Genomic DNA, 23898 nt, shown 5'->3' with positions numbered 1-23898 from the left:
GCCATAGAATCTCCATAAGCGCGTCACATGGAGTTCAGGTGTGCGGCGTATTGTTTCCCTCCGTTTGAGATTCACAGAGGTCCTCTCTCGTGCAAATGAGCAGCCGTAATGCCCAGATGCTACCGGTCATGGGCGGGATGTCCGTGCCGACCGGCGCGTATCCGGCATCCGGTCAGGCCGTGTCAGCCTTCCAGCCCGATGTTGCCGTGCTGGTCTATGACCTGCGCGCCTCGGGTGTCGTGCGGAACGCCTTGCGGATCGCCCGGCGCGCCGCGGTTGCGGGGCTGCGCTGCGACGTGGTGGTGGTGCACGCGAACGGGGACTTCAGGCCCTTCGACCACCCGCTCCTCCGCCTTGTCGCGCTGATGCCCGATGCATCCGCGAATCGGTTTCTCGGCACGCTGGCGGCGGCTGCGCCCTTGCGCGCCTACTTGCGTCAGCGCCGCCCGCGCGTGCTGTTCTCGGCCGGCAATCATATTCACCCGCTGGCGGCGATGGCCTGCTTCCGGCTGGCGAACGCGCCCCGCCTTATCATGCGCGCCTCCAACGATATCAGCCACGCCCGCCGCAACGGCTGGGAATCGGCGCTGGCCCGCGTGCTGGCCGTGGGCGCGCGCCCGCTCCTGCGCGCCATGTTTCTGATGGCGGACCGCATCGTCTCCGTCTCCGAGGAACTGGCGGCCGATCTTGGCCAGCGCCTCAGCCTGCCCAAGGAGCGCATCAACGTCGTTTCTAACGGCATCGATGTGGGCCGCGTGGCGCACCTTGCCTGCGAGGTGGTCAACCATCCCTGGTTCGCGCCTGGCGAGCCGCCGGTCATCGTCGGCATCGGTCGCCTGCACCGCCAGAAGAACTTTCCCCTGCTCATCCGCGCCTTCGCGCAGCTGCGCCAAGCGCAGCCCGCGCGGCTGATGATCCTCGGCACCGGCACGGTGGAGGCCCGGCAGGAACTGCTGGAGTTGGCCGCGCGCCTCGGCGTCGCCGACGACGTGGAGCTGACCGGCTACGTGGAGAACCCCTTCGCCTACCTGCGCCGGGCCTCGCTGTTCGTGCTCTCCTCCTCGTGGGAGGGGATGAGCAACGCGCTCCTCGAAGCCATGGCCTGCGGCTGCCCGGTGGTCGCCACCCGCTGCCCCACCGGCACGGTCGAGGTGCTGGACGAAGGCCGCTACGGCCCGCTGGTTGAAATCGAGAATGCGGAAGCCCTGGCGGAAGCCATGGCCTGGCGGCTTGCCCAGCCGCGCCAGTCGGCCCAGCTCGTCGCCCGCGCGCAGGAATACGATCTCAGCCGCGCGCTCGAGGCCTATGCCGATCTGCTGACGGAAGAAGTCCGCGGGCCGGACGACCAGCCCCCGTCCCTCTCCGCCGCCGCCTGACGCGCCTGCGGGGTTGGCTTTTTATTGCAGGGGGGACTCGTTCCCCCTGCAAGAAAAACATCAGAGAAAGCACGGTCAGACCGTCTGGCCCCACATCACGATCGGCCAGCCGCGCGCTTCGGCGATGGCGCGCAGTTTCTTGTTGGGGTTGGTCACCACCTGCTCGTCCGCATAGTCGAACATCGGCAGGTCGGAGTGGTGATCGGAGTAGAAGACGATGTGGCAGTCCTTGCGGTCCACCTTCAGCACGTCGCGCAGGTAGGCCTGCACCATGGTCAGCTTGGCCTCGCCGTAGCAGTTCTCGCCCTCGATGCCGGGGCGGATGGCGTCGGCGGCGTCCCACATGGCGCGGGTGGCCACCACGTCGTCCATGCCGAGCCGCCGGGCGATCGCGCCCACGTAGAAATCGTAGCTGGCGGTTGCCAGCACTAGCCGCCTGCCCGCCGCCCGGTCCGCCGCCAGCTGGGCCAGCGCGCCGGGGTAGACGGCCTTTGCCATCAGGCGGCCGACGAAGCGCTCGATGGCCGGCTCCAGCTGCGTGCGCGTGGGCTTGCCCACCAGCATGAACAGCATCAGGGTTTTCAGCCGCCCGCGCGAGATCAGCTTGGCGGTGTAGGCCACGAGGCACAGCATCACCAGCGGCACGAACGCCAGCCGCCACGGCCGGTGCCGCAGCGCCCAGGACATCAGGAACGGCGTGTAGGTGCCGTAATGGGTGATGGTGCGATCCATGTCATAGATCGCCAGCTTGGTCTTGGTCATCGGGTCCGCTCGGATAGGATCTTCTCGACCAGGTGGAAGTCTTCCACCTTGTCCACGTCAATACAGGCTTCCGCAGTGTCGAGCACCACCGGCGCGACCTTCAGCCCCAGCTTGCGCCCGGCCTGGCCGAGCGCGCTCTTGAGGGTTGCGATCCGCAAGGCCGCCTGCGCGAACAGCCACGGGCCGAAGCGGGCGAACAGCTTCCACACCTTTTTGCGGTCCTGCTCCACCTCGCGCCACAGGGCGAGCGCGGGCTCCACCTTGGGCGAGCCGAAGTAGAACAGGTTCGCGCCCGAATACCAGCCGCCCCGGAATTTCAGCCAGGTGCGCTTGTTCTCGGGGTATTTGGCCAGCAGCGTGCGGCTTTCGACGAACCCCACAGCGATATCCGCCTGCTCGTTCTCCGCCCCGTCGAGGAACGCATCGATCATGGCGGGGGTGAGCAGCGGGTGGTCCGCCGTCGTCAGCAGGAACGGGGTTTGTTCCTCTCTGAGTGCCCGGATGGCGTCGAGCACGCTGGCGCTCACCGATTCCGACGAGCGCCGCCAGACGATGCGCGATTCCTGCGCCATCCACGCCAGCTCCGGCCGCATGAGGAAGCTGTCCGGCTCCTGGGTCAGGATGACGACGCGGCCCACGCTCGGACAGGCCAGCAGCGCCCGCACCACGTGCAGGATCATCGGCTCGCCGTTGATGGGGATGACCGCCTTGAAGTCCGCGCCGAAGTGGGCGGCCAGCGGGTCCACGCCCGGCCGCCGGCCGGCAGGCACCAGCGCGGTAACGCCGCCCTGCATCAGGCCTCGCTCATCCACGAGACGATCGGCTTGCGGGAAACAAGCGCCTGCAGCAGCCGCACCGCGTGGAAGACCAGCGACAGGATGCTCCACAGCGCCACCAGCAGGATGCCCACGTCCGGCCGCCCGAAGATCAGCGCGATCGTCAGGATCAGCACGTTCGGGTTGCGCCGGGCGGTGATGAGCCGGAACTGGCTGTCGATCTTCCGCCACACGTGAATGTGCATCTTGTAGCGCCATTCGAAGATGCCTTCGATAACGCGGCCCAGGATGTAGGTGGCGAAGATCACCCACAGCACCATCTCATAGGCCTCCGCCCCGATGGGCGTGCCGTAGGCCGAAAGGCCAGCGAGCCAGCCCCAGTACCAGAACGGCGGATGCACGAGGTCGATGCCGTGGTCAAAGACATTGCCGATGGCGGATGAGGTGATGGTGCAGCGGGCCAGCTTTCCATCCACCGTGTCCAGCACCATCATGGTCCAGCCCATGATGAGGCCGAGCCACAGATGCCCTTCGAAGAAGGCGAACGTCGCGCCGAGGCAGAGCACGAAGCCCACCGCCGTCACCATGTTCGGAGTGAGGCCGAGCTTCGCCGCCCAGCGGGTCAGCACCAGCGCCAGCTCCGGCCAGGCGTATTTGGTCAACAAGTCCGTCACGCCCTTGTAGGCGCCGTAGTAGCTCTGCCGCTCGATGCTCCGCACGGACTCCGGCGTCAGCGGCTCGACGAACGGGCGTTCGCGCTTCCGCAATTCCAGATTGTAGACCTGCGCGTCGCCGTCGGCGGCCATGATCTCCACATCCGCCGGCACGGACCACGGCTCGCCGTGCGCCATCGCCCGGTGGATCACGTCGACGAAGTCGCCCGTCACATGGGCGAGGATCGGCCGGCCCTCCCAGGTCAGCACCGTCGGCTTCTTGAGAATGGCCCCCATCCAGGCGGGATCGAAGGCGAAGCGCGCGTCCGCCAGGAACACCCGGTCCGACGGCGCAAACGGCTGGCTGGCGTGCAGCGGCACGCTGCGCGCGTTGAAGATTCGCCTGATCCGCTCATGGGATGTCAGACCCCAGATGGGGGTCTGACATTCGCCAACGATAATTCCATAGTCTGCCATACGCCGCTCTCTCTCAGCGCCTTGTGGCCGAAATATGGTGCGGGCGCGAAGAAGCTTTGCTTGTCCCTTCGTTTCAACACATTAGACTCATAAGGCTTGTACCGGGAGGGGCTCGTGACAGAACTGCGTACCGCGGACATCGCCGTTGACGAGGAGGCCAATGCCGCCTGCCGCATCCGCATCAACGGACCGCTGACCGTGGCCGAAGCGGGGGCAGCCTTCGCGCGGCTCGACCAGATTCGCCCCGGCAAGAACCGTCGCCTTGTCTTTGATCTTTCTAACGTTTCCGTAATGGATACCTCCGGCGCGTGGCTGCTGCACCGCTTCATGCGGGATTGGAAGCATGCCGGCGCGGAGGTCGGCCTGGACAATGCCTCGCCCGATCAGGCCTCCCTCATCCAGCAGGCCGAAAGCCATGATGCCGGCTGCCCCGGCCAGCCCCGCCAGCCGTCCATCATCATCTGTCAACTGGCCGCCCTTGGCGCGGCATGCGTCCGCATCGCGGACCGATTCGGTTTGCTGCTCGCCTTCTTCGGGCTGGTGCTGGCGCGCTTCGGCCGGCAGGTCGCCCACCCCAGCCGCATCCGCTGGGTGGCGCTCTCCAATCAGATGGAGCAGATCGGCCTCAACGCCCTGCCCATCATCGGCCTCATGTCCTTCCTCATCGGCCTGGTGCTGGTGCAGCAGGGCGCGTTCCAGCTCCGCAAGTTCGGGGCGGAGGTGTTCGTCGTCGATCTGGTCAGCATCTCCACCGTGCGCGAGCTGGGCGTGCTGCTCACCGCCATCATGGTGGCGGGCCGGTCCGGCTCGGCCTTCACCGCCCAGATCGGCACCATGCGGCTGACCGAGGAGGTGGACGCCATGCGGACCATCGGCGTTGATCCCATCGACACGCTGGTCCTGCCGCGCATGATCGCCCTCATCCTGCTCATGCCGCTGCTCGTGTTCTACGCCAGCATGATCGCGCTCGTCGGCAGCATCCTGTTCAGCTGGATGTCGCTGGACATTCCGGTCGACACGTTTCTTTCGCGCATGCGAACCACCGTTACCATGAGCGACTTTCTGGTCGGCATCATCAAGGCCCCTGTCTTTGGCATGATTATCGCCGTGGCCGGATGCTTCGAGGGCATGCAGGTTTCGGGCGACGCGGCATCGGTTGGTGAGCGCACGACCATCTCGGTCGTTGAGTCCATCTTCATGGTGATTGTGCTGGATGCCTTCTTCGCCGTGTTCTTCAGCGCAATCGGAATGTGATCATGACCGCGCCAGCCATCCACAGTGAAGACGATATCATCATCCGCATTCGCGGATTGCGGAACCAGTTCGGCGCGCAGGTCGTCCACGAGAACCTCGACCTCGATGTCCGGCGGGGGAGATCATCGGCGTCGTCGGCGGCTCGGGCACCGGCAAGTCGGTGCTCCTGCGCTCCATCATCGGGCTCCAGACTCCCGCCGAGGGCTCCATCGAGGTGCTGGGCTATGACGCGCGCGCCCTCAGCGAGGCGGAGGCCAAGGAACTGCGCCGCTCCTGGGGCGTGCTGTTCCAGAACGGCGCGCTGTTCACCTCGCTGACGGTCGCCGAGAACGTGCAGGTGCCCTTGCGCGAGTATTACCAGATGGATCAGACCCTGCTGGACGAGCTTGCCGCGTTCAAGATCGCGCTGGTCGGGCTGCCGCGGGAGGCTGGCCCCAAGTTCCCGTCGGATCTGTCGGGCGGCATGCGGAAACGCGCCGGCCTTGCCCGCGCGCTGGCGCTCGATCCGCAGATCCTGTTTCTCGATGAGCCCACCGCCGGGCTCGATCCCATCGGCGCGGCGGCCATCGATGATCTGGTGGTGCGCCTGCGCGACACGCTGGGGCTCACCGTGTTCCTCATCACCCACGATCTCGATACCTTGCATTCCATCTGCGACCGCATCGCGGTCCTGGCCGACAAGCGGGTCATCACGGTCGCGCCGATGGAAGAATTGCTGGAATTTCAGCACCCTTGGGTTCAAGACTACTTCAAGGGACCGCGTGGGCGGGCTGCCATGACGCATCAGCCCGTGCCTGAGAACTGAGCAGCAGGGGAAACGCCTCTTGGAAACCAAAGCCAACCACGTCCTGATCGGCGCCTTCGTTCTGGCGCTTATCGCGGCCCTCTTCGGCTTCGTCCTCTGGCTGTCGCGGCTCGATCAGAGCAATGCCAGGGAGTACGACATCTTTTTCACCGACTCCGTCACCGGCCTCGATGTGGGCGGAGACGTGCGCTTCAACGGCGTGCCCATCGGGCAGGTGAAGCAGATCGCCCTGTTCCCCAACGACCCGCGCCACGTGCGCGTGCGCGTCTCCATCGCGTCGGATGCCCCCATTCTCCAGGGCACCACGGCGACGCTGGAGCCGCTGGGCATCACCGGCATCGTGTTCGTGCAGCTCTACGGCACCATGGTCGGCGCGCCGCCGCTCACCAAGGAAGGCCCTTATGGCGTGCCGGTCATCCCCAGCCGCCCCTCGTCCCTGTCCGAGCTGGTCAGCGGCGCGCCCCAGCTGCTCCAGCAGGCAACGGTGGCCGTTACCCGCCTTGCCGAGATCCTGGGGCCGGAGAACCGCGCCTCCATCACCCAGAGCCTCAAGAACGTGGAGCGGCTGACCCAGACCGTCGCCAACCGCAGCCCCGAGATCGACCAGACGCTCGTCGAGCTGGCCTCCACCATGGCCGAGGTGCGAACGGCCGCTGAGAACCTCACCCACCTCAGCCAGAGCGCCAACGCGCTGGTGGATGACGACGTGCGCCCGCTGATGGCCGATCTGCGCCGCGTCTCCGGCCAGGCCGACAAGCTGGTGGCCGAGCTGAACGCGGTGGTGGCCGAGAACCGGCCCGCCGTCAGCCAGTTCACCCGGATCACCCTGCCCGAGGCAACGCGGCTCATCATCGAGATGCGCGACCTGATGCGCTCCATCCAGCAGGTCACCGAACGACTGGAGGATGGTCCGGCAGCCTCGCTGCTCAGTGGAAACAAGGTGCCAGAGTATGACCCTTCACAATCTCAGGAGTAAGGCGGCCACGGCCGCGCTTGGCCTGGCGGCGGCCCTGGGCCTTGCCGCCTGCGGTCCGCTGGTGGAGTTCGGCGACGACAGCCCGCCGCCCCATCTCTATGCGCTGCGCTCGGCCGCGCCGCAGGACGAGACGCCCCGCGCCCTGCCCACGCCGCTCCTGGTGACGACGCCCGAGCCCATCGCCGAGCTGCGCCCGCCGCGCATCGCGGTGTTCACTTCGCTCACCGGGGTCAGCTACCTGCCCAATTCCCGCTGGATCGACCCGCCCGCCCGGCTCATGGCCCGCCTCCTGGAGGAACGGCTGCGCCATGCCTCGACCGGCGTGGTGCTGAGCCCGCGCCAGTTCGAAGTGGGCTACGACTATCGGCTCAATTCCCGCCTCGTCGGCTTCCATGTGGATGCCCGCAACGGCGAGCATGTCGCCCGCGTCGCGCTGGAGGTCATGCTGTTTCGCGCGCCAAGCCAGAAGTCGCCCCAGCCGCGCGCCCTCGGGACGGCGCACTTCAGCGCCGAGCGCCCGCTTCGCTCGGTCGATCCCGATCACGTCACCGAAACGCTGAACGCGGCGGCCAACGACATCGCCACCCAGCTGGTGGACTGGATCGCCCGGCAGAACGTCAACGCCCCGGCGCAGCCGGGCATGCCGGTGCCGCCGACCGAAACCACCTCGCCCGACACCGGAAGTCGCTAGTTTTTCGGAATACCTGGTTTCTATCGCAGGGGTCTTGGGGCCCCTGCACCCCTCACGTTTTATCGGGCCGTTCCTTTAAAAACGAATGGGGGTCTGAGACCCCTTTGAAAACCAGCCCTTTTACTTGGACGACAGCCGGTCCAGCCGGTTCTGAAGCTCGGCCATCTGGGCCTTCAGCTCCGCCAGTTCGTCCGCGCTTTTCGCCGTTTCCTTCGGCTTTTCGGGGGTCTTCTCGGGCTCTGTCTGCTGCGGCGCGTGTCCCGCCTCGCCCTGGGGCTTGCCTCCGAACATGCCCGCCGCCGCCTCGAACATGGCCATGTTCTGCTTGGCGATCTGCTCGAACGGGCCGAACGCCCCGGTGCTGAACGCGCCCTCCAGCGCCTTGCGGAACTGCTCGTGGTTGCGGCGGAACGCCTCCATGCTCGCCTCCAGATACTGGGGCATGAGCGCCTGCATGCTGTCGCCGTACATGGAGATCAGCTGCCGCAGGAAGGAGATGGGCAGCATGTTCTTGCCTTGCGCCTCCTCCTCCACGATGATCTGGGTCAGCACCGTGCGCGTGATGTCGTCGCCGGTCTTGGCGTCCACCACTTTGAACTCACGATTGTCGCGAACCATCTGGGCCAGATGCTCCAGAGTGATGTAGCTTGACGTCTCGGTGTTATAGAGCCGCCGGTTGGCGTATTTCTTGATGATGATGGGCGGCGTTTTCGGTCCGGTTTCGACCATGAACGTCTCTCTTCGCGTCAAGGCTGACAGTCCCCGGCTTCATAGCATGGACTTTTGTGCGCTGCCAAACTGTACGGGCGAAATAGGCTATGCGTCTTGATAGGGGCCCTCATCCCCTCGGGTTTTACCTCTCCCAACTGCTCTGCCGCACTGCGGCAGATCCGGGGCAAGCCGCCCGGCTGGAACGGTTCCTCACGGCCCTGCGCCGCTACCAGGCGCACCCCTGGCGGCGCGACCTTTTGCCTCCGCCCGCTGTCGCCGAAGCGGGCTCGGCGCGGCTGCTGGCCTACGGCGGCAGCGGCCCGGCGGTTGTCTTCGTGCCCTCGCTTATCAACCCTGCCTGGGTGCTGGATCTCTCCGCCCAGCGCTCGCTCATGCGCTGGCTGGCAACGCAAGGGCTGCGCCCGTTCCTTGTGGACTGGGGCACGCCCGGCCCCGAGGAGCGCGGCTTTGACCTTAACGCCTACGTCACCCGCCGCCTCCTGCCGCTCATCGAGCAGCTGGGCGAGCCGGTCACGCTGGCCGGCTACTGCCTCGGCGGCACGCTTGGCGTGGCTGCCGCCTGTCTCAGCCCGCAGGTAGAACGGTTGGCGCTGCTGGCCGCGCCCTGGGTGTTCAGCGCCTATGATGACCAGCCCCGGCAGGACCTCGCTGCCTTCGCCGCCCAGTGGGAGCCCTTGGCGGAGAGCCTTGGCGTCTTTCCCGCCGAGGCGCTGCAAATCGCCTTCTGGGCGCTGGACCCCGACCTGCTGGAGCGCAAGTTCGCCCGCTTCGCGGCCTACGACCCCGCCTCTTTGCAAGCCGAGGATTTCATCGCCTTGGAGGACTGGGCCAATTCCGGCCCGCCGCTCAGCCTTCCTGCCGCCCGCCAGTGCTTCGAGGCCTTTTTCGGGCGGGATGAGCCCGGCCTTGGCGCCTGGCGCATCGGGGAAACCGCCATTGATCCCGCCCGCCTTACCCTGCCCGCCCTCGTCATCAGCGCCTCGGGCGACCGGATCGTGCCGCAGGCGAGTTCATCGCCGCTTTCCTGCCACTTGTCCCGCGCTTCCGCGTTGTGCGTCGAGGCCGGCCATGTGGGCATGATCGTCGGCCGCCGGGCTCCCGCCCTGTTGTGGGAGCCCCTGGCCCGGTGGCTTCTGAGCCGCTGACCCCTTGTCCGCCGGCCTTGGCAATTGCCTCGAACCTTTCTAGGTTGCGCCGCCCCACCGGCCTGCCCCATGCTTGGGGGAAACCTCCTGCGACTGCGGGAGCCAGCGTGTAACCAACGGAACCAGAGGAGACGGCATGACCACGCCTCCCGAACTGATGGCGGACGACATCGCCGAACCCGTGCTGTGGTCCGCCCGGCCCGAGGCCAAGTGGACCACCTTCGACGTGCTCGTCGAGACCATGGACGCCCGCGCCATGCGCCGTGCCGTCGGCATCCTGCTCCTGTGCGTGGCGGGGCTGGCGATCGCCATTCTGGCCGCGCTGTTCGGCCTGTTCCTCAGCGCCGGCGAGGCCCTGCCCAGCGGCTACGATCTTGCCCTCTACATCCTGGCCGCCCTCGTCATCTCCTTCTTCATCATGGGGTTGATGGCGGTGCCGGTGATGCGCCGCCTGCATCCGCCCATCTACTTCGCCCTCACCGGGCGGCGCATCGGCCGTCGCCTCGGCAAGACCGGCCCGTGGGACGACTTCGCCATGCTCGACGAGGTGGAGCCGATCATGCGCTGGCAGAGCCCCGGCGGCTTTCGCGGCATTGATTTCGTCCAGTCCCGCCACCATCCGGAGCGCGGGCTGCTTCACCGCATCTTCCAGGTGGGCGGCCTTGGCGATGAGGACGCCCACGCGCTGGAGGCGCAATTGAAGGCGATGGGCCATGAGATCGTGGACCGGCCCGAGCTGCCGCGCGATGCCAGGAGCCGCCGCAAGCGCTGAACGCGCCCGCCCGTCTCGTCTTTTCGGCTTCACACACCCACGTTAGCATGACGCCATGCGCCCCAGTGTTGAGGAAATCTCTGGCTTCTACGCCACCGCGCTCGGCCGCCGCGCCGTGCGCGAGGTGCGGCGCAAACTGACGCCGCTCCTCGCCCAACGCGGAACCGACCGGGTGCTGGGGCTGGGCTATTGCGGCCCCTTCCTCGACGGGCTGGAGGACAAGCCGGAACGGCTCGTCCTCCTCATGCCCGCGCGGCAGGGCGTCATGCGCTGGCCCCGGCCTCTCTCCGGTCAGCCGGTGCCCAACCGGGCGTTGCTGGCGGATGAAACCGCCATGCCCTTTGCGGACGCCCTGTTCGATCAGGTGGTCGTCATCCACGGGCTGGAGTTCGTTGATCCCGCCCGCCGCCTGCTTCGGGAAATCTGGCGGGTTCTCGCGCCCAATGGCCGCCTGCTGCTGGTCGCCGCCAACCGGTCCGGCCTGTGGGCGCATTTCGAGAAGACGCCCTTCGGCAACGGCCGCCCCTATGGCCGGGGCCAGCTTCAATCCCTCTTGCAGGACAGCCTGTTCCAGCCCCTGTCGTGGCAGACGGCGCTGGTGATGCCGCCCGTCACCTGGCTGATGCCGCTGGAGCGCACCGCCTGTGCCATCGCGCCCAACCTCGGCGGCGTCCATATCGTGCTCGCTGAGAAAACGGATGGCCTCGCCCCTGCTGCCCCGGTTCCGGCGGCGCTGCGTCAGGCCAAGCGGCAGGCGGCCTTTCCCGCGTCCGGGTGACGCTCACGCGGGCAAGTTCTTGTCAACTGTAGTGTACAGGGCGTATGGGTCCGCGGCGAACCGATGGAGGTATCATGTCGCTCCCGCAGCCGAAGCCCTGGATCAGCGCAATCGCCCCTTACATACCGGGCAAGGCCACGACGCCGAGCGGACGTCCGGCCGCCAAGCTGTCGGCCAACGAGTCCCCGCTGGGCCCCAGCCCCAAGGCGGTCGCCGCCATGCAGGCGGCCTGCCTGAGCGCGCATCGATACCCGGACGGCGGCGCGACGGTGCTGCGCGAGGCGGTTGCCCGCCATCACGGCATCGAGGCGGAGCGCATCATGTGCGGCACCGGCTCCGATGAAGCCCTGCATCTCCTCGCCCACGCCTATTGCAGCGCGGACGACGAGGTGATGTTCGTGCGCCATGGCTTCATGGTCTACCCCATCGCCGCCCAGCGCATGGGCGCAACGCTGGTGGAAGTGGCGGACCGCGACTACACGGCGGACGTTGACGCCCTGCTGGCCGCCGTCACGCCGCGCACGCGCATTCTCTACCTCGCCAACCCCAACAACCCCACCGGCACCTATTTGGCCGAAAGCGAGATCAACCGCCTGCACGCCGGGCTGCCCTCGGATGTCATTCTGGTGCTGGACGCGGCCTATGCCGAGTATGTGACCGCACCCGATTACGAATCCGGCCTCAAGCTCGCCCGCACCGCGCCCAACGTCGTCACCACCCGCACCTTCTCCAAGATCTACGGGCTGGCGGCGGAGCGCATCGGCTGGTGCTATGGCCCGGCGCACATCATCGAGACGCTGCACAAGGTGCGCGGCCCCTTCAACGTCACCTCCGCCGGCCTTGCCGGGGCGGTCGCGGCGCTGGAGGACCAGGCGTGGATCGAGCGGGCCCGCGCCCACAACAACCAGTGGCTGCCGTGGCTGCAGGCGGAGATCGAGGCGCTGGGCCTCCATGTCGTGCCCTCCCAGTGCAACTTCCTTCTCATCCGCTTCCCGGAAAGCGACGGCATCACGGCGGAAGCCGCCAACCTCGCCCTTCAGGAAGCCGGATACATCCTGCGCTGGCTGCCCGGCCAGGGCCTGCCGGATTGCCTGCGTCTGACCGTCGGCACGGAAGAGGAAAATCGCGGCGTGATCGCGGCGCTGGCTGCCTTCATCCGCAGCGCACAGGCGGAAAGACAAGCATCGTGAGCGTACCCCAGTCCCAGAGTTTCAATCACCTCACCATCATCGGTCTCGGCCTCATCGGCGGCTCCATCGCCCGCGCGGTGAAGGCCGTGGGGCTTTCCACCCACGTCACCGCCTATGACGCGAGCGAGGCCGTGCGCGACCGCGTGCGCGAACTCGGGCTGGCCGACACCGTTGCCGAAACCCTGGAAGCAGCGGTGGCCGATAGCGACTGCGTCATCCTCTGCACGCCGGTCGGCACGTTCGAGGGCATCGCGCAGGCCATGGCCCCGCACCTCAAGCCGGGCGCCATCGTGTCGGACGTGGGCTCCACCAAGGGCTCGGCCATCGCCGCCGTCGCGCCACACCTGCCGGAGCAGTGCCACCTCGTCCCCGCCCACCCGGTGGCGGGCACGGAAAACTCTGGGCCGGATGCGGGCTTCGCCACCCTGTTCAAGGGCCGCTGGTGCATCGTCACCCCGCCCGAAGGCGCGGATGAGACAGCCGTTGCCCGTGTGTGTGACTTCTGGACGGCTCTGGGCTCGAACGTCGAGGTGATGGACGCCCAGCACCACGACCGGGTGCTGGCGGTCACGTCCCACATTCCCCACCTCATCGCCTACACCATCGTCGGCACCGCGTCCGATCTGGAGCAGGTGACGGAATCGGAAGTCATCAAGTTCTCGGCGGGTGGCTTTCGTGATTTCACCCGCATCGCGGCCTCGGACCCCACCATGTGGCGCGACGTGTTCCTCAACAACCGCGAGGCGGTCTTGGAAATCCTCCAGCGCTTCAACGAGGACCTGACGGCGCTTCAGCGCGCCATCCGCTGGGGAGACGGCGACGCGCTGTTCAACCTGTTCAGCCGGACGCGCCACATCCGGCGCACCATCATCGACGCAGGTCAGGACACCGCGCGTCCCGATTTCGGGCGGGAGACGGCCACTCCGTCTGCGGCTGGGACAGAGTGAGCTTGCCGTCCCGCGCCTGGAAAGGCAGCGAGATCAGGCCCTGAACCCGGCCCTCGGGCGCGCCTTCCAGCGTCTGGCCGAACAGCCCAGCCAGCATCGCCGGGCACGGCGTCGTCAGCGTGCCGCCTGCCAGCAGCTGGCGCTGGTCGTCGAGCGCCAAGGTTGCCTTGGCGATCACGAGGTCGTCCTTGCCCGCCGTCAGGGTGAGGCTGTGCACCTCCAGCGTCCCGCCGGCATCCCGCCATGCATCCAGATAGGACTGGCCGATCGCGTCCGCCTGCGGCTCGCCGGTGATGCCAAGGCTCGCCATCAGGGTCAGCGGCTCGCCCTCGCCCCACTGAACCTTCTCGCCGTTGACGATCACCTCGAGGAACGTCGGCGGCGTCGGGGATGCGCCCGGCCCCTCGGCCTGCTCCCCGGCATTGGGAAGCGGCTGGCGAGCCCGCATCGCCGCCACCTCGCGGCCGTGCAACTCCAGCTTCTCAGCTACCAGCGGCGTCTCCAGCCACGGGCCGCCGCTGATGCGCGCATTGTCCAGCACCGTCGAGAGGCGCTCAACGTTTCCGTTCTTCAGGAACAGGCTGAACCGCCCCTCGGTGCCCGTGCCGGTGAGCTGCACGCCGCCCGCCAGCGCCGGGGCCGCCAGCGTCAGCTTCGGGGTCTGGAAGAAGCCCAGATGCAAGGTGCCCCGCCACGGCTGGCGCTCGATCACCAGTTCGGGCGCGGTCACGGTCAAGGTGTAGTCCTTGCCCGCCCGCTTCACGGTCACGTTGGTGAAGGTGGCGGACAGCCGGTAGGGAAAGCCGCCGTAGGAGATATCCTCGGCCACCACGTCCACCGGCCCCCGGCCGCCCGCCAGCGCCTGCACGGTTTCCTTGAACTCGGCCAGCCGCGCGAACCAGTAGATGGCATAGGCGATCAGCGCCAGGACGACGACGCCCAGCAGCCAGAACGGACGGTAACGGGGCGCGAACAGCGAGCTCCCAAACGGCGCACTCACAGCGATGATCCTTCTTCTTCGAGACTGTTGATGGCGGCATGAACCCGCGCCGTCATGTCCGCGCGGGACAGGCCCGGCGCGATGGCCGGGTGAATCTGCACCGTAATCATGCCGGGATATTTCGTGAAACTCTCCCGCCCCCACACCAGCCCCGAGTTGAGGGCGGCGGGCACCAGCGGCAGGTTGAGGAAGGCGTAGAGCCCGGCCATGCCGGGGTGCAGCTCGGGCCGGGTGCCGGGCGCGGACCGCGTGCCTTCCGGGAAAATCACGATCGGCCGCCCCTGCGCCTTGGCCTCTTCCGCCGCGCGCAGCATGGTCCGCAGCGCCTTCGATGACCCGCTCCGGTCCACCGGGATCATGCCGCTGTGCCGGGCATACCAGCCGAAAACGGGCAGCTTCAGCAGCTCCTGCTTCAGCACGATGGCCGGGTTGTCCAGCAGCATCAGGATGGAAATGGTCTCCCAGGCGCTCTGGTGCTTACAGGCGAAGATGTACGAGCCCTGCTGCGGCAGGTGCTCCCGCCCCAGCACCTGGTAGCGGATGCCGGTCAGCTTTTGCGCGGCGCAGACCACGCCTCGCGCCCACAGGGTGGTAACGCACTTGACCTTGCGGCGGTTGAACCACACCAGCACGATCCCCGGCACGCCGACGAGCGGCGTCCACAAGAGGATGAAGATGTTCAGGAGAACGGACCGCAGGAAAGTCAAATCGGGGCTCCATCGAAGCGGATGCTGACCAGCCGGACGCTGTACTTCACATATTCGCCGACAAGGCCGGTAAAGTTGATCGGCCCCGCCACCGGGCTGGGCAGGATTTCCACGTCCGGCAGGGCCGCGCGGAACTCCACCAGCGCCCGCGGCATGTGGTAGTCGGATGTCACCAGCCGGACCGACCTGATCTTCTGCTGCCGCACCCACAGGGCCGCCGCGCGGGCGTTGCCGACCGTATTGCCCGCTTCATGCTCGATATCGACGCAACAGTCCATCACCTCCTGGCGCACCCCCAGCTGCACGGCCAGCAGCCGCTTGCCGGTGGTGGGATGCACGCCGGTAATCAGCACCCGCCGCGCCAGCCCCTGCTCCAGCAGCTCTATGGCCGAGGCCAGCCGTCCCTCGCCGCCGGTCAGCGCCACGATGCCATCGGTGTGAGCGGCGCTGTTCACCGGCTTGGGCAAGGTGAGCCAGAACCACAGGAAACCCATGGTCCACAGCACGACAAGCGCCACGAGGATCTTCAACAGGAAGCGCACGGGATCAAAGGAACTCCGCCAGCGCGCGATGGACGGTCCACCGCGCCGTCACCATGGTCAGCAGCGCCACCAGCAGCGGCAGCGCGGCCAGCAGCATCCAGGCGCCGGGGCCGAAGCTCATCGAGCCCAGAATCCCCTCGGTGCCGAGCCGCCGCGCCATCGCGCCGATGGCCAGCACCGTGCCGATGCCGAGCCCCGCGCCAACGATGCTACCCTTGAGGCCGTGCGCCAGGTAGCGCCACTGGAACTCGCGGGCGATCTGCCGGTCCTCTGCGCCCATCAGGTGCAGAATCTCGATGGTGCCGTGGTGGCTGGAAAGCCCGGCGCGGGTGCTGAAGGTGACGATGGCGACCGTTGCCAGCGCCATCAGCCCCACGATCAGATAGGCGAGCCCTTCCAGCCCGCGCGCGAACACGGTCAGCTGGCCCAGCCACTCCTCGTGGTTGTCGATGCTGGCGGAGGGCGCATGCGCCTTCAGAGCCTCCTCCACGGCGGCGGAGTCCACCTCGGCGTCGGCGGCCAGCGTCACCTCGATGAGCGCGGGCACCGGCAGCTCGCCGCTCTGCGCGCTCTCGCCGAGCCACGGCTCCAGCAGCGCCCGCGCTTCCCGCTCCGGCAGCACGGCGACGTTGCTGATGCCCGGCTGTTCCTTGAGGAAACGCGCCGCCGCCTGCGCCTCCGTCTGCTGCGCGCCCGGCTCTGCGTTCAAGATCTGCACCGTCCAGCTGCGCGCCAGCCCGCCGCTCCACCCTTGCGTCGCGGTCACGAGGCCAATGCCCCCGGCCACCGCCAGCACCATCAGGTAGACCATCACCGCGATCACCCACGGCAGCACGCCTTGGGATTCGCGCCCCTCCGGCAGGAAGCGGAAGCGGTGACGGCGCTGTTGCTGCATACCCGGCCCCTGCGCGTTCATAGCAGGCTCCCCCGCGTCAGCGGCGGCGGCCCGGCGGGCGCATCTAGCGGCGGGGCGACGGCGGGGCCGGTGGCCAGCTCGCCCTTCTCCAGCCGCAGCACGCCCGCGTTCTGGGCCATGCCGATCAGGTGCTGGTCGTGAGTCGCAATCAAGAGCGTGGTGCCTAGCCGGTTCAGCTCCTGGAACAGGTGCAGCAGCCGCCCGGCCATGTCCGGGTCCACGTTGCCGGTGGGCTCGTCCGCCAGCAACAGGTCCGGCCGGCCGATCACCGCGCGGGCGATGGCGAGGCGCTGCTGCTCGCCGCCCGAAAGCGTGGCGGGCCGCGCGTTCATCCGGTCGGCCAGGCCCACCCAGGTCAGCATTTCCTCGGCGTGGCTGAGCGCCTCGTTCTCGCCCGTGCCGGATATCCGCAGCGGCAGGGCAACGTTCTCCAGCGCGGTCAGGTGCGGCAGCAGGCGAAAATCCTGAAAAATCACGCCGATTCGGCGGCGCAGCGCCGGCAGGCCCTCGCGCGCCATCGATACCACTTCCTGCCCGAACAGCTCGATCAGCCCACGCGAGGGGCGCTGGGCAAGGTAGAGCAGCTTCAGGAGCGAGGTCTTGCCTGCGCCGCTCGGGCCGGTCAGGAAGTGCAGCGACCCCTTCTCCAGCGAGAAGCTGATGTCGCGCAGCACCTCCGCGCCCGTGCCATAGCGCAGACCTACGTTTTCGAACCGGACGACGGTATTCACGGCAACGCCTGTGGATGATGAGACTTGCCCTTTGTTTGGCACGCGTTGCAGCCAAACGCAAACGGGGAGGCAGCGCTTTCCATGGCCGGGCGCTGCAACCATCCCATGCGAAGCACGGCCGGACGGCGGCGGAGCCAGGCCCTCTTCGATTCTCTTGCGCTGCATAGTCAAGGTGTGGATATTGGCGCTGAGGCCCCGGTCGTCCCTGTGGGGGGTCATCCATTTTGGGGGCGTCGTTCAACTCCAGTCATTCCACTTCTCAGAGGCGAGCAAGGCTTTTGTTCGACGGCTGTGCATGATCCTGACCTGTCCGAACTGTAATTCCCGCTACCTGGTCAGCGATACGGCGATCCCCGTAGGCGGTCGCGCGGTGCGCTGCGCTGCCTGCAAGCACGTCTGGACCGAATACCCGGCCGAGACGCCCGCCCGCGAGCTTGAGGCCGTCGGCGCTCCCGCCGACGCCATGGCCGGGGCGCAGGCCGGGTCCGCCGCCCCTGACCTGGCGGACGAGGCGGCGCCCGCCTACCCGAAATTTGCCGAAGGCCCCATCCCCCGCCTGGGAGACGAGGCCGCCCCCATGGCGGACGCCTTCGAGGATCCCGCGCCGATGGAGGGGTCCACCCGCGCCCTGCGCCGGCGCATCCAGGCCGATGAGAGCCGCCAGACCCGGCGTTCGCGCAAGCCGAAGCGCCGCTTTCCGGTCAAGTGGGTCGCCATCGGCACGGGCGTCGTTGCGGTCCTCGCCCTCAACGTCTTCCTGTGGAAGGACGCGCTGATTGAACACAGCGACATGTTCCGCAGCTTCTATGCGGCGGCGGGGCTGGCAACGCCGGTGCCGCACGACGCCAGCCTTGGCGCGCAGGTGCTTCGCATCAGCTATCCGCCGCCGCCGCCCGCGCGGCTGCTGGAGAACGGCAACCTGTCGCAGGAAATCACCGGCTCCATCGAGAACCCCACCACCCGTACCGTCCGCATTCCCAGCCTCAAGGGCACCATGCTGGACGAGAACGGCAACGTGGTGTTCTCCTGGGTCTTTCCACCGCCCACGCTGGTGCTGAACGGGGGTCAGACGGTCATGTTCGATACCACGGTCGAAAACTTTCCGCGCACGGCGCGACAGCTGCGTATCGGCTTCGAAACCGGCGCAGATACGGGCACCGAAGGCTGACGCCTCCATGGCGCGCATCCTCGTCGCTGAGGACAATGCCGCGGTCCGCGAGTTCGTGGAGCGCAGCCTCGCCCATTTCGGTCATACGGTCGTATCGGTGGGAGATGGCGGCGCGGCGCTCTCCTGCCTCAATCACGAGCAGTTCGACCTGCTCATCACCGATATCGTCATGCCGGTGATGGACGGCATCGCGCTGGCGCTGAAGGCCAGCTCCGTCGCGCCCGACATGCCGGTGCTGATGATGACCGGCTACGCCCACGAGCGGCAGCGGGCCTACAATCTTCAGGAACTGATCGCCGACGTGCTGGACAAACCCTTTTCGCTGGAAGACCTGAACACGGCCGTCAACCGCATCCTGTCCAAGCACAATCCTTCCGCGTCCTGAGGCCCATTCATGGCAGACCGGCCGCCAGCTCCCGATCCGCGCGTCAACGCGGCCCTCGCCGCCTTCCAGCGCGGCGCGGCGCGCGAGGCCGTGCCCCTGATGCGGGAAGCAGCTCTAGACGGCGTGCCGCTGGCCCAGCTGGCGGTGGCCGAGTGGCTGGCGACCGGCAGCCGCCTTCCCCGTGATCCCACGAAAGCCCTCGAGATGGCGCGACACGCCGCCGAAAGCGGCCTGCCGCCCGCCATGCAGCTTTACGCCTGCCTGCTGCGCTGGGAAGCCCCGGATGGCGACGGGGTGGAAGCCGATCGCTGGACCCGTCGCGCGGCGGAAAACGGCGACCCATCGGCGCAGGCGGAGGTGAACCTCTGGCCCCTGCGCGACGCGCCCCTGCCGGAGCCCGAAAGCCTTCACGATGCGCCCCGCATCAGCGCCCTGCCCGGCCTCGTGCCCTCAGCCATCTGCCAGCACGTGCTGCGCGCCGCCCAGCCGCAGGTGCGGCCCGCCCAGGTATTCGACCCCAAAACCGGCCAGTCCCGCCCCCACCCCGTTCGCCGGGCGCACAACATGAACTTCGGCCCCACCCTCTATGACTCCATCATTGCGTGGGTGAACCGCCGCATCGCGCACGCCTCCGGCACCAATGCCGCACAGGGCGAGCCGCTCGCCATCCTCGCCTACGCGCCCGGCGGGGAATACCGCCCCCATCTCGACTGCCTGCCGCCCAATGCCGCCCGCCCCGAGGACCGGCTTCAGGAGAGCGGCCAGCGCATCAAGACCCTGCTCATCGCGCTGAACGACGGCTACACGGGCGGCGAGACCGCCTTCACCGAGCTGAACCTCCGCTGGCGCGGCCGGGTGGGCGATGCCCTCCTGTTCGTCAACGTGACTGATAACGGCGCGCCCGAACCCCTCTCCCGCCACGCCGGAACCCCGGTCACGCAGGGGCAGAAATGGCTCGCCTCCCGCTGGATCCGCGAGCGTCCGTTCCAGGCTTGAGTTTGGGTAATCTTGATTTTGCAGGAGGGTCTCGGACCCTCCTGGCAACCTCCCTTTCGCTTTTCGGGCCGCGCCCTGCATCGCGGCCATCGCGCCCAATCGTTTTTTGGAGACAACAGGGCCATGTCCGGCCGCACCCGCCAGCACTTGGCTACACTCACTAGCACCCGGCCCACACTCACCAGCGCCCGGCCGGGCCCGGCCCACACTCACCAGCGAGCATCCTGAATATCTTTAGCTTTTAGAATGATTTTAAGGAGCAATCTCTATGCTCCTCGTAAGATACACGACCGCCCCCCAAACCTACGGCCCGGCAACCCGCAATCGGCCGCGTGTCGCACGCACCGCGCATCATCTGGAACCCGCGCCATCGGCTGCCAAGCCCGGCAGCAACGCTTCGAGCCACGCAGCACCCGACAGTAGCGCCCCGCGCTATGCCGCGCTCGACAGCAACGTCTCTGGCCTCCCCGCTACGCCGGGAGCGACGGGTTTCTGCCTGCGGCCAGCTATCCATCATTCGCTGGCCTCCCCGCTACGCCGGGAGCGACGCCTCAAGCTTCGCCCCGCCAGCCGGTAAGCCCTTCATGAGGCTCGCCCTCTAACCAGCGCGGCACCACCCCAACATCACACTCGACACCTCCTCCACACCCCCGCGCCGCCCTTTCGGCAAAGTGTCACAGGTGACATGAAATACCCCATACGTGGCCACTTGCGCCCGCAGATCCGGCAGGCGTAGCCCTTGATGCCGCGCACGTCCCGTTCAAAACAAAGGGGGGCCCAAGACCCCCTTTCATCTTCCTGTCCCCACCCCCAAACCCTCCCCCCTTCACCCCCTGTTTTTGCGCGAGGTGCCGCCCGGCTTTTGCCCTACCTTTTCACCGGATGAGCAGCAGCCTGCCGGGGAGGATGGCGTGAACTTCGACTATTCCGCGAAGACCCTTGAGTACATCGATCGCGTCCGTGCCTTCATGGACGCGCACGTCTACCCGAGCGAGGCCACGTGGCGCGCGCAGGTCGAGACGGGCGAGCGCTGGAAGGTGCTGCCGCTCATCGAGGAGCTGAAGGAAAAGGCGAAGGCGGAGGGGCTGTGGAACCTGTTTCTGCCCCATTCCGAGCTTGGCGCGGGGCTTACCAACCTTGAGTATGCGCCGCTGGCCGAGGAGATGGGCCGGGTCGCGTGGGCGTCCGAAGTGTTCAACTGCTCCGCGCCCGACACCGGCAACATGGAGACGCTGGAGCGCTACGGCACGGAGGAGCAGAAGGAAGCGTGGCTAAAGCCCCTGCTGGCGGGGGAGATCCGCTCGGCCTTCGCCATGACCGAACCCGCCGTCGCCTCGTCGGACGCCACCAACATCGAGACATCGATCGTGCCGGACGGCGATGAGTATGTCATCAACGGCCGCAAGTGGTGGACCAGCGGCGCGGGCGATCCCCGCTGCAAGATCTTCATTGTCATGGGCAAGACTGACCCCAACGCGCCCAGGCACCAGCAGCAGTCGATGATCCTCGTGCCCGCCGACACGCCCGGCGTGCGGCTGATCCGTCCCCTCACCGTCTTCCACCATGACGACGCGCCCCACGGCCATTTCGAGGTGGTGTTCGAGAACGTGCGCGTCCCCGCCGCCAACATGCTGCTGGGCGAAGGGCGCGGGTTCGAGATCGCGCAAGGGCGGCTGGGGCCGGGCCGCATCCACCACTGCATGCGCTCCATCGGTGCGGCGGAGCGGGCCTTGGAGCTGATGTGCAAGCGGCTCAAGTCCCGCGTCGCCTTCGGCAGGCCCATTGCCGAGCACGGCGTGTGGCACGAGCGCATCGCCGAGGCGCGCTGCCAGATCGACATGGCCCGGCTCCTCACCCTCAAGGCCGCGTACATGATGGATACGGTCGGCAACAAAACGGCGCAGAAGGAGATCGCAATGATTAAGGTGGTCGCGCCGAATGTGGCCTGCCGGGTCATCGACATGGCGATCCAGGCCTTCGGCGGCGGCGGCGTCAGCGACGACGTCCCGCTCGCCTCCATGTACGCCGCCCAGCGCACCTTGCGGCTGGCGGACGGACCGGATGAAGTGCACCGCCAGGCCATCGCCAAGCTGGAATTGAGGCAGTACAACTAGGGAGAATCATTTTCCTTCCGGTCTGTTCAGAGCCCTGCCATGCGCGTTGCCAGCCTTCACCTCTATCCCGTCAAGTCCGGCCGCGTGGTGGATGTGGAAGAAGCAGCGCTGCGGCCTGCCGGCTTTGCGGAGGACCGCCGCTGGATGATCGTCGATGAGGCGGGCCGTTTCCTCACCCAGCGGGAGGAGCCGCGCCTCGCCCTTCTCGCCGCCACCTTGAGGCCGAACGGGCTCACCCTCTCCGCTCCCGGCGCGGGCACGCTGGCGCTGGATGTTCCGGGCGAGGACGCGCCCATCGTTATGGCCACCGTGTGGAAGGACACGGTTCCCGCCCGCCTCGCCGAGGCCGCCTCCGGCTGGCTCTCCGGCTGGTTTGGCCGGTCCCTGCGCCTCGTCTGGATGCCGGAGCGCGCGAACCGCCGCCTTCCCGCCACCTGGGTGCCCTGGGGCGGCGAGGTCGGGTTCGCCGACGGCTATCCCATCCTTATCGTCAACACCGCCTCCCTGGCGGACCTCAACCGTCGGCTGGCGCATCCTGCGCCCATGGCCCGCTTCCGCCCCAGCCTCGTCATCGAGAGCGACGAGCCCTGGGGAGAGGACAGCTGGCTCACGCTTCGCATCGGCGCGGTCGAGCTTGAATTGGTCAAGCCCTGCACCCGCTGCATCATCACCACCACCGATCAGGAAACCGCCGAGCGGTCGAGCCAGGAGCCGCTCCGCACGCTCCAGCGCTGCCGCAGGTCCGCCGACGCGCGAGTCTCCGGCGCGCTGTTCGGCTGGAATGCGGTGCCGCGCGTGCCCGGCCCCGTGCGCGTGGGCGATCCCGTTGAGGTGCTTGAGCGCCGCGCCGAACCATGGCCCATCCGCCCGGCGGTCTGAGCGCCCCCTGCGAGCCCATTAAAATGGCCTATTCCGTTTCTCTGGGGAGCGGGCCATGCTGGGCGAGACGAACAGTTCGGGGAAGACCATGTCCATCAGGCTTGCAACTGCCGCCGCGCTCGGCGGCCTTTCCGTCCTCCTGCCCGCCCTCGCCGCAGGCCCTGCCCTGGCCGAAACCGCGGTGCGGGAGATCCCTGTTGCGGGCTTCACCCAGGTCCGCCTCGAAGGCGCCATGGATATCACGATCAGGCAGGGGGCCCGGTTTAGCGTCGTTGCCAGCGGCTCACCGGCTGCGCTTGATCGGGTGCAGGCGAAGGTGGACGGCGGCGTGCTCGCGCTCGATCAGGAGAGCACGTTCTTCGGCAACCACGGCAAGGTGACGGTCGCCATCACCATGCCGGCGCTCCAGGCGGTGAAGGTCAAGGGCAGCGGCGATGTCACCCTCAGCGCCATGAAGCTGGGCCGGGTCTCGCTGGCCGTCAGCGGCGCGGGGGATATCATCGCCAGCGGCACGTGCGACGAACTGGAAGCGAGCGTCTCCGGCGCGGGGGACATCGTGGCCAAGAACCTGAAATGCCGCGCCGTCTCGGCCAGGGTTAGCGGCGCGGGCGACATTGCCGTCCACGCGCGCCAGAGCGTGCACGCCTCGGTTCGAGGCGTCGGCGATATCGATATCTACGGCGACCCCAAGGAGCGGGAGAGCCAAAGCCGCGGTGTCGGGGATATCACCTACCACGCAGGGGCCCGCTAGAGCTGCCGCCCGGCCGTCCGGCAATGCCGCCGACGGCCGGGCCATGCCCGAAGCCGCTTAGGGCCGGGCCATGCCCGAAGCCACTTAGGGCCGGGCCATGCCCGGCAGGGGCTCCGAGGCGCATTTGAACTCGGCCTTCACCCCTTCCGCCACGCAGTGGATGACGAGGCTGGTGCGCGGGTCGATCGCCCAGGCATGGCTGGTATTGCCCACGCTCGAGGCCGCCACATGCAACGGCCCGCCGCCGCCGACACCGAAGGACTGGGCCTCCGCCGGCCTCTCATGGGAAATGAGAAACACTCCTGCGCCAAACGCAACGCAGGCCGCGCCAAGGGCTAGCTTTCCGAACCATTTCATAGCAGTCTCCGCCGGAAG

The 23898-nt window shown here is 67.7% G+C and carries 25 protein-coding genes and 1 pseudogene; 16 read left to right on the top strand and 10 right to left on the bottom strand.

Annotation, left to right across the window (positions count from 1 at the left end):
* Positions 1–95 precede the first annotated feature (95 nt).
* Positions 96–1376 (top strand): glycosyltransferase, encoded by a 1281-nt coding sequence (locus L0C21_RS06790; RefSeq protein ID WP_259277639.1) that lies wholly within the window; start codon positions 96–98, stop codon positions 1374–1376.
* A gap of 75 nt (positions 1377–1451) precedes the next feature.
* Here L0C21_RS06790 and L0C21_RS06785 read toward each other — a convergent pair whose 3' ends face one another.
* From L0C21_RS06785 to L0C21_RS06775, 3 genes are read right to left on the bottom strand one after another with little or no spacing between them, the layout of a single operon-like run.
* Positions 1452–2138, bottom strand: a complete 687-nt coding sequence (locus tag L0C21_RS06785; protein WP_259277638.1) for an HAD family hydrolase — start codon at positions 2136–2138, stop codon at positions 1452–1454.
* Entirely contained in the window at positions 2135–2950 is an 816-nt protein-coding gene (locus tag L0C21_RS06780; protein WP_259277637.1) for an NTP transferase domain-containing protein, read from the bottom strand. The genes L0C21_RS06785 and L0C21_RS06780 overlap by 4 nt, the downstream gene beginning before the upstream one ends.
* Positions 2932–4044, bottom strand: a complete 1113-nt coding sequence (locus L0C21_RS06775) for a CDP-alcohol phosphatidyltransferase family protein (RefSeq protein ID WP_259277636.1) — start codon at positions 4042–4044, stop codon at positions 2932–2934. Before L0C21_RS06775 ends, L0C21_RS06780 begins: the two co-directional genes overlap by 19 nt.
* A 114-nt stretch (positions 4045–4158) precedes the next feature.
* On the opposite strand from L0C21_RS06775, the gene L0C21_RS06770 reads away from it, so the two are divergent.
* The 4 genes and pseudogenes from L0C21_RS06770 (at position 4159) to L0C21_RS06755 (ending at position 7770) form a co-directional block, all read left to right on the top strand.
* Positions 4159–5298, top strand: a complete 1140-nt coding sequence (locus tag L0C21_RS06770; protein WP_259277635.1) for an ABC transporter permease — start codon at positions 4159–4161, stop codon at positions 5296–5298.
* 2 nt (positions 5299–5300) lie between these two features.
* Positions 5301–6103, top strand: a pseudogene (locus L0C21_RS06765) (ABC transporter ATP-binding protein).
* 19 nt (positions 6104–6122) lie between these two features.
* Positions 6123–7079: an MlaD family protein gene (locus L0C21_RS06760; RefSeq protein WP_259277634.1), complete on the top strand. Its 957-nt coding sequence runs from the start codon at positions 6123–6125 to the stop codon at positions 7077–7079.
* Positions 7054–7770: an ABC-type transport auxiliary lipoprotein family protein gene (locus L0C21_RS06755; RefSeq protein WP_259277633.1), complete on the top strand. Its 717-nt coding sequence runs from the start codon at positions 7054–7056 to the stop codon at positions 7768–7770. The genes L0C21_RS06760 and L0C21_RS06755 overlap by 26 nt, the downstream gene beginning before the upstream one ends.
* Before the next feature lie 120 nt (positions 7771–7890).
* Here the strand turns inward: L0C21_RS06755 and phaR are convergent, their stop codons facing one another.
* Positions 7891–8499 carry a polyhydroxyalkanoate synthesis repressor PhaR gene (gene phaR / locus L0C21_RS06750; RefSeq protein ID WP_259277632.1) on the bottom strand — a complete coding sequence of 203 codons (609 nt, stop codon included), beginning with the start codon at positions 8497–8499 and terminating at the stop codon, positions 7891–7893.
* Between the two features lie 89 nt (positions 8500–8588).
* On the opposite strand from phaR, the gene L0C21_RS06745 reads away from it, so the two are divergent.
* The 5 genes from L0C21_RS06745 (at position 8589) to L0C21_RS06725 (ending at position 13334) form a co-directional block, all read left to right on the top strand.
* The gene (locus L0C21_RS06745; protein WP_259277631.1) at positions 8589–9647 is read left to right on the top strand and encodes an alpha/beta fold hydrolase; all 1059 of its coding nucleotides are present in this window, start codon (positions 8589–8591) and stop codon (positions 9645–9647) included.
* A 136-nt stretch (positions 9648–9783) separates the two neighbouring features.
* Positions 9784–10419, top strand: coding sequence for a hypothetical protein (locus tag L0C21_RS06740; RefSeq protein WP_259277630.1), 636 nt, complete (start codon positions 9784–9786; stop codon positions 10417–10419).
* A 55-nt stretch (positions 10420–10474) separates the two neighbouring features.
* The gene (locus L0C21_RS06735) at positions 10475–11197 is read left to right on the top strand and encodes a class I SAM-dependent methyltransferase (protein WP_259277629.1); all 723 of its coding nucleotides are present in this window, start codon (positions 10475–10477) and stop codon (positions 11195–11197) included.
* Positions 11198–11271: 74 nt separating this feature from the next.
* The gene (gene hisC / locus L0C21_RS06730) at positions 11272–12387 is read left to right on the top strand and encodes a histidinol-phosphate transaminase (protein ID WP_259277628.1); all 1116 of its coding nucleotides are present in this window, start codon (positions 11272–11274) and stop codon (positions 12385–12387) included.
* Positions 12384–13334 (top strand): prephenate/arogenate dehydrogenase family protein, encoded by a 951-nt coding sequence (locus L0C21_RS06725; RefSeq protein ID WP_259277627.1) that lies wholly within the window; start codon positions 12384–12386, stop codon positions 13332–13334. The genes hisC and L0C21_RS06725 overlap by 4 nt, the downstream gene beginning before the upstream one ends.
* On the opposite strand, the gene L0C21_RS06720 is transcribed toward L0C21_RS06725, so the two are convergent.
* The 5 genes from L0C21_RS06720 to ftsE are packed head-to-tail and all read right to left on the bottom strand — an operon-like array spanning position 13255 to position 17230.
* Positions 13255–14334 (bottom strand): DUF2125 domain-containing protein, encoded by a 1080-nt coding sequence (locus tag L0C21_RS06720; protein WP_259277626.1) that lies wholly within the window; start codon positions 14332–14334, stop codon positions 13255–13257. The two genes, L0C21_RS06725 and L0C21_RS06720, sit on opposite strands and share 80 nt — an antisense overlap.
* Positions 14331–15041, bottom strand: coding sequence for a lysophospholipid acyltransferase family protein (locus L0C21_RS06715; RefSeq protein ID WP_259277625.1), 711 nt, complete (start codon positions 15039–15041; stop codon positions 14331–14333). The genes L0C21_RS06720 and L0C21_RS06715 overlap by 4 nt, the downstream gene beginning before the upstream one ends.
* A complete protein-coding gene (locus L0C21_RS06710) occupies positions 15038–15583 on the bottom strand; it encodes a YdcF family protein (protein WP_259277624.1) in 546 nt (181 codons plus the stop codon). The genes L0C21_RS06715 and L0C21_RS06710 overlap by 4 nt, the downstream gene beginning before the upstream one ends.
* Positions 15584–15587: 4 nt before the next feature.
* Entirely contained in the window at positions 15588–16478 is an 891-nt protein-coding gene (locus L0C21_RS06705) for a cell division protein FtsX (protein ID WP_259277623.1), read from the bottom strand.
* Positions 16479–16495: 17 nt separating this feature from the next.
* Complete coding sequence (gene ftsE, locus L0C21_RS06700) at positions 16496–17230, bottom strand: cell division ATP-binding protein FtsE (protein WP_259277622.1); 735 nt, start codon at positions 17228–17230, stop codon at positions 16496–16498.
* Positions 17231–17525: 295 nt separating this feature from the next.
* Between ftsE and L0C21_RS06695 the strand changes: the two genes are divergently transcribed.
* The 6 genes from L0C21_RS06695 (at position 17526) to L0C21_RS06670 (ending at position 23523) form a co-directional block, all read left to right on the top strand.
* Positions 17526–18398 carry a zinc-ribbon domain-containing protein gene (locus tag L0C21_RS06695; RefSeq protein ID WP_259277621.1) on the top strand — a complete coding sequence of 291 codons (873 nt, stop codon included), beginning with the start codon at positions 17526–17528 and terminating at the stop codon, positions 18396–18398.
* Between the two features lie 7 nt (positions 18399–18405).
* Positions 18406–18783, top strand: coding sequence for a response regulator (locus tag L0C21_RS06690; RefSeq protein WP_259277620.1), 378 nt, complete (start codon positions 18406–18408; stop codon positions 18781–18783).
* A 9-nt stretch (positions 18784–18792) separates the two neighbouring features.
* A complete protein-coding gene (locus L0C21_RS06685) occupies positions 18793–19779 on the top strand; it encodes a 2OG-Fe(II) oxygenase (protein WP_259277619.1) in 987 nt (328 codons plus the stop codon).
* Between the two features lie 911 nt (positions 19780–20690).
* Positions 20691–21893 (top strand): acyl-CoA dehydrogenase family protein, encoded by a 1203-nt coding sequence (locus tag L0C21_RS06680; protein WP_259277618.1) that lies wholly within the window; start codon positions 20691–20693, stop codon positions 21891–21893.
* Between the two features lie 39 nt (positions 21894–21932).
* Positions 21933–22772 carry an MOSC domain-containing protein gene (locus L0C21_RS06675; RefSeq protein WP_259277617.1) on the top strand — a complete coding sequence of 280 codons (840 nt, stop codon included), beginning with the start codon at positions 21933–21935 and terminating at the stop codon, positions 22770–22772.
* 88 nt (positions 22773–22860) lie between these two features.
* A complete protein-coding gene (locus L0C21_RS06670; protein WP_259277616.1) occupies positions 22861–23523 on the top strand; it encodes a head GIN domain-containing protein in 663 nt (220 codons plus the stop codon).
* 84 nt (positions 23524–23607) lie between these two features.
* Here the strand turns inward: L0C21_RS06670 and L0C21_RS06665 are convergent, their stop codons facing one another.
* On the bottom strand, positions 23608–23880 hold the full coding sequence (locus tag L0C21_RS06665; protein WP_259277615.1) for a hypothetical protein: 273 nt from the start codon (positions 23878–23880) through the stop codon (positions 23608–23610).
* Positions 23881–23898: the final 18 nt, after the last annotated feature.

It is taken from the genome of Pedomonas mirosovicensis, from assembly GCF_022569295.1.
Taxonomy (GTDB): Bacteria; Pseudomonadota; Alphaproteobacteria; order Sphingomonadales; family Sphingomonadaceae; genus Pedomonas; species Pedomonas mirosovicensis.
Note: the sequence above shows the minus strand (reverse complement) of the source record. Positions and strands in the feature narration are given on the sequence as shown.